Annotated in this window: 4 protein-coding genes and 1 pseudogene; all 5 read left to right on the top strand. The window is 53.2% G+C overall.

Translation table 11 applies throughout. The annotated features are described in order from the left end of the window. Nucleotides 1–83, top strand: a pseudogene (locus JX325_RS18560) (CAP domain-containing protein); the annotation flags it as partial. Nucleotides 84–338: 255 nt separating this feature from the next. Beyond that, nucleotides 339–1,010: a response regulator transcription factor gene (locus JX325_RS12425; protein ID WP_204791431.1), complete on the top strand. Its 672-nt coding sequence runs from the start codon at nucleotides 339–341 to the stop codon at nucleotides 1,008–1,010. Further along, nucleotides 988–2,457 (top strand): cell wall metabolism sensor histidine kinase WalK, encoded by a 1,470-nt coding sequence (locus tag JX325_RS12430; protein WP_204791432.1) that lies wholly within the window; start codon nucleotides 988–990, stop codon nucleotides 2,455–2,457. Before JX325_RS12425 ends, JX325_RS12430 begins: the two co-directional genes overlap by 23 nt. A gap of 67 nt (nucleotides 2,458–2,524) precedes the next feature. Next, a complete protein-coding gene (locus JX325_RS12435) occupies nucleotides 2,525–3,385 on the top strand; it encodes an ATP-binding cassette domain-containing protein (protein ID WP_204791433.1) in 861 nt (286 codons plus the stop codon). Continuing rightward, nucleotides 3,382–5,212, top strand: a 1,831-nt coding sequence (locus tag JX325_RS12440) for a hypothetical protein (protein WP_204791434.1), incomplete at its 3' end; no start/stop codon positions are given. The genes JX325_RS12435 and JX325_RS12440, both read left to right, overlap by 4 nt.

Below are 5,212 nucleotides of genomic sequence, written 5' to 3' on the forward strand. Positions count from 1 at the left end.
GCGTGGGTGTGACCCAGTACGACGGCATCACCTACTGCTACATGTTCGTCGGAATACCCAACAGCGTCAATTTCTATGCGTAAGCAAATAGTACCCAGGGGGGCCGTCCAGGAAACTGGATGGCCTTCCCTCGTGGTGGCAGAAAACAAAGTACAGGCAGGAAAGCATAGCATCTGGAAGTATAGGATTTCTGCTCAAATTTTGCATAGCAGAAAACAATGAATTAGGGGCCAATTTACCAGAGCTAAATTCTGTCAATGATTAAAAAGCGACAGAAAACAAAACTCCACGCAAAATTCATAATTCTCTGCTATAATCGCGTTGGTGAGGTGAATCACATGGTGAAAATTTTAGTGGTCGAGGATGAATACGACATCCGGGAGCTTTTGCAGAACTATTTGGAAAATGAGGGTTATCAGGTTGTTACCGCCTCCGACGGCGAACAGGCCCTCGAAGTATTCCGCAGCTCCCATGTCGATTTAATCCTGCTGGACATTCTGCTCCCCCGCTTAAATGGCTATGAAGTATGCAGGGCCCTTCGGGAGGAATCAGATATTCCAATCATCATGCTGACAGCGCTCGACAGCGAAGAAGATCAATTAAAAGGCTTTGACCTGCGGGTTGACGATTACATTCCAAAGCCCTTTTCCATGCCGGTCCTACTCCGTAAAATTGGTGCGATTCTGCGCCGGACAATGGGAGACAGCATCTCCGGTCGGATTACATATAAAGCTCTGACCCTGGATTTGGAGGGGTACAAGGTCTACATTTCCGGGCAAATTGTTGATTTGACCCAAAGAGAATTTGAACTGCTGAAGGTCCTGCTCCAAAACCAGGGGCGTGTTTTATCCAGGCAAACACTGTTGAACCGGGTATGGAGTTATGACTTTTACGGTGACGAGAGAATTGTCGATACGCATATCAAGAATCTGCGAAAAAAGCTGGGACTGGATTACATCGAAACAATTAGAGGGGTGGGGTATCGCATTGATTACGAAGCTGAAAAATAGTCTGACAACAAAAATTTTCCTCGTCACCTGCCTGCTGCTGACGGCAGTCTGCGCTTTGACCTATGGCCTGATTGCCCAGCTTATGCCGCTGACCTACACAGTAGATCAGGAGCGTCTGCTGGCTGCCCAGGCTGAACGTCTGGTAAAACAGCTGGAAGAATATACACTGGCTGACTGTGGGCCGCTCCTTTCACAGTTCACGTTCCAGTATGGCGTCCCGGTGAGTATCCAGGATTCCGCGGGGAATGTTGTCGGTGGCGTTGACCCCTCCGACATCATACCGACAGGAGAACATGGGCAATGGGAAATGACGCCGACCCATTCGTCGGTCGAGGGCATTCAGCCCAACAAAGAAAACGAGGATTATATCGTACATTGTATTGGAACCGAGTTTTCTTTTCAGGATTCCTCCGAAAACTGTCAGCTGCTGATCTTTGCCAGCACTCGCGCGGTCAATCAGGCGGCGGAGGCTTTGGGACATATCTGGCCCTGGCTGGCCGCGGCCATTCTGCTGGTGTCTGTGCTTACCTCCCTGTTCTACGCGCACTTCATCACACGGCCCATTGTGCGATTGAGCGGAATCTCCCAAAAACTGTCTGAATTGGATTTCAGCTGGCGGTGCGGAGAACAGCGTACAGATGAAATTGGTACGTTGGCCCACAATCTGGACGAACTGGCGGATCACCTATCCCGTTCCATGCAGGAACTCCAGGCCGCGAATGATGCCCTCCAAAAAGACGTAGAGCGGGAACAGCAGCTGGAGCAGGCCCAGCGGGATTTCTTCTCGGCGGTTTCCCATGAGCTGAAAACCCCCATCACCGTTTTGAAGGGTCAGCTGGGCGGGATGTTGGACGGAATTGGCGTCTACGCGGATCGGGACAAATATCTGGCCCGCAGCTTGGCTGTGGCAAACCAGATGGAGAGCCTGGTACAGGAGCTTTTGACTGTCTCCCGTATGGAACGGGGCGAGGAGCTGTCTATGATTCCTGTGGAGCTCGCCGCTCTGATTCGGAGCTGTCTGCAAAATTACGACGAACTTTTCCAGCAGAAAGAACAAACAGTTATCGTAGATTTACCGTCGGAAATCTGGAGTGCGGGAGATCCGGCTCTCTTGAAAAAGGCCCTGGGCAATCTGCTCTCTAATGCCGCGCTCCACTCGCCGGAGGGCATCAAGATTTGGATTTCCGCCCGTAGGAAAGAGGACAATATTATTTTGAATGTAGAAAACGAAGGAGCGCATATTGCCCCGGAGCAGCTGCCGCACCTGTTTGAGCCGTTCTTTCGCGGCGACCCATCCCGGAGCCGCCAGACTGGCGGAAGTGGATTAGGGCTTTATCTTGTTCAAAAAATAGCGGAACAACATGGGGGCAGTTGTCAAATCCAAAACTCTGAAAGAGGCGTCTGTGCGACACTGATTCTGCCAAACTCCACACAAACCACATATTAACCACAAACGAACTCCACATTCTTCTGTTATCCTGACTGCAATCTCAAGCGGAAAGGATGAAACACAGATGAATGTGGAGATTTTTAATCTGTCCATGACCTACCCATCAGGTAAAACCGCCTTGCGGGGAATCGATCTGAACCTGAGAAGCCCGAACCTCATCGGCCTGTTGGGGCCGAACGGAGCGGGAAAGTCCACCCTGATGAAGCTCCTGGTGGCGGGCCTGCTCCCCACGGAGGGAGTGATCTCGGTAGACGGAAAGCCCCTGATGAAGCAGGAGCGGCTGCTGAAAGCCCGCTTGGGCTATTTGCCGCAGTCCTTTGGGCTGTTTGACGAGCTGACGGTCTGGCAGTTCCTGGACTACATGGCGGCGCTGAAAGGAATCGTCAACAGCAAGGAGGCCATTGCCGCCGCTATCCAAAGTACCAATCTGGAGGAGAAGCAGAAAGCAAAAATCCGTACTCTATCCGGCGGACAGCGCCAGCGGGTGGGAATCGCGCAGGCCATCCTGGGCAATCCTCATTTCCTGATTTTCGACGAGCCNACGGTGGGCCTTGACCCGGAGGAGCGGATCAGCTTCCGCAATCTGTTTTCCCAAATGGCCCAAGACCGGCTGGTGCTTCTGTCCACCCACATTATTGAGGATGTTCAGTCAGTGTGCAATCAGCTTATTGTGATACACCAGGGCCGTATCCGCTTTGCCGGTACTCCCGCCGAGCTGATCGCCGGAGCTGTGGGCCACGGTGGTATATTCCGAGAGAAAGACCGGCGGCAGGAAGCGGGCCTGCATATTACCTCCCGTGTCAACACGGCCCAGGGTATCGTCTGCCGCGCCGTGGCGGAGGAACTTCCTGATTTTGTGGAACAGGTGGAGCCTGCGCTGGAGGATGCCTATCTTTATCTCATCTCCAGGGAGGCGATGCAATGAACACCCTGCGGCAATTTCGTTTGGAGCTGACCCGATTGCTCCAGAACCGCCTTACTTGGCTGGCGATTCTTTTGACCGCCCTCTCTCCGGTTGTCGGCCTGACGGTCTACCGGCCTCTGTATTCCAGCAGCGACAGCGGCTATGTCACCACCATGCAGGGGATGTATCTTGCAAATCCGGCTCTGGCCGGCGGTATTCTGGGGGCTGTTGTATTTGCGATTCTCACTGTCTGGAGCATGGACAGGCTCCGGCGGGACGGCATGGAAACCTTGACCCATGCGGTGGTGTCTCCCATGACCGCCGCCCTGACCCGGCTGGGGGCGCTGCTGTGTGTCTCCATTCTGGCCCAGGCCATTACCACGTTGGCCTGGCTTCCGTATGCCATAATGAAACTGGGTGCGGTCTTTGATGTGGAAAGCTATCTGCTGATACACCTGATTTTTATGTACGGAGCGATTCCTCTGGCGATTTTGTTTGCCTCCGCCGCCTGTCAATTCACTCGGCGGGCTGATTTGTCTCTGGCCCTCTTTGCCGCCTTTGCCGCCCTCAGTCTGACGGTCTGGAAGGAGAAATGGCAGCTCTGCTGGCTGAATCCCTGCGTTTGGGCGGTCTCCGATGATTTTTCCAATTACCGTATTTTTCGCTCGGTGGCCTATATGCGCCTTACCTGGCTGCTGGCAATGTCCGGACTGTGGGTATTGTCCTATCTCTGTGTGCGTCAATACGGGAAGGGACCGCTCGGCTCATTTGCTCATAATATCCGGCGATTTTACCGTCCAGCGATAGCGGCGGTATTGATAGCCTGTTCCAGCCTGCTCTATATGGGCCAGCCCTTTCTCGACCACAGCAGCCCGGATATGGATTATGATTTTGTATTTGCCTCTGAATATATGGAGGCCGTCACCTGTTCTGGCCGTTATGCAGACGTGCGTCCCGACCCCAAAACGGGCAGCGTATATGGGAAGGCCCAATTTCAGCTTCAAAATACCAGCGGTCAGGAACAGAATGTCCGTTTCCTTATCAATCCGGGATACGAAATTTCCTCCATTCAAGCAAATGGCGCAGATGTGCCGTTTACCTTGGAGGATAGGCAGGAAATCAATAAAAAGGCGTTCGTTGTGGTCATCCCTGCCGCCCCGGAAATTGAGCTTACCATGGAATATGGCGGTTTTCCCCAGGAGTGGAATATCGTGTCCGCTGAACAGGGCAGTCTGGAAATCAGCGGCGCCTATATGGAGCTAGAAAACGACGCGCTGTCGCCCTGTCCCTATAACGTGTGGTATCAGGGAGATCACCTTCCTAACGTGACGGACATCACCCTCCCCGGACATATGACTCCCATTTTGTTTGGGCTTGGCTCCACTGAGCTGCTGCGGGAAAATCCGGACAGCACAAAAACATGGCGCATGGAGCGGGACAGCTATCGCATGATTATATATGCCGGGGATTATATCCGGGAGGAAATTCCGGTGGAACGGGCGGGCATTACTGTCAATTTCTATTACAGCCGTAAGCATCAGCCCGTCATGGAGGCTATGAACGCCGCGGAATCCATCCGCCAGACCATTGAATACTGTACCGAACATATCGGCCCGTTGTCTTTTTATGGAGATGGGACCTTTAACCTGATTGAGCGGCGAAGCAGCGGCGGCGGATATGCCGGAGACGGCGCCAGCATTGCAGACGAGCTGGACTATACCGCTGAAAACCTGGCCAACGGCGCAAAAGGCGGCTCCTCCGCTCAGGTGACGATCCATGAAATTGTCCATCAATGGTGGGGCCTGGGGAATATGTTTGACCCCATGGACGAGAACGGCATCTGGTCTG

Origin of the sequence: Oscillibacter sp. CU971 (assembly GCF_905219725.1) — a bacterium.
In the GTDB taxonomy this organism is placed as follows: domain Bacteria; phylum Bacillota; class Clostridia; order Oscillospirales; family Oscillospiraceae; genus Oscillibacter.

Bases quoted from the DNA above. Each gene is read 5' to 3' on its own strand.
- JX325_RS12425 (WP_204791431.1), top strand. From the start codon at position 339: ATGGTGAAAATTTTAGTGGTCGAGGATGAATACGACATCCGGGAGCTT.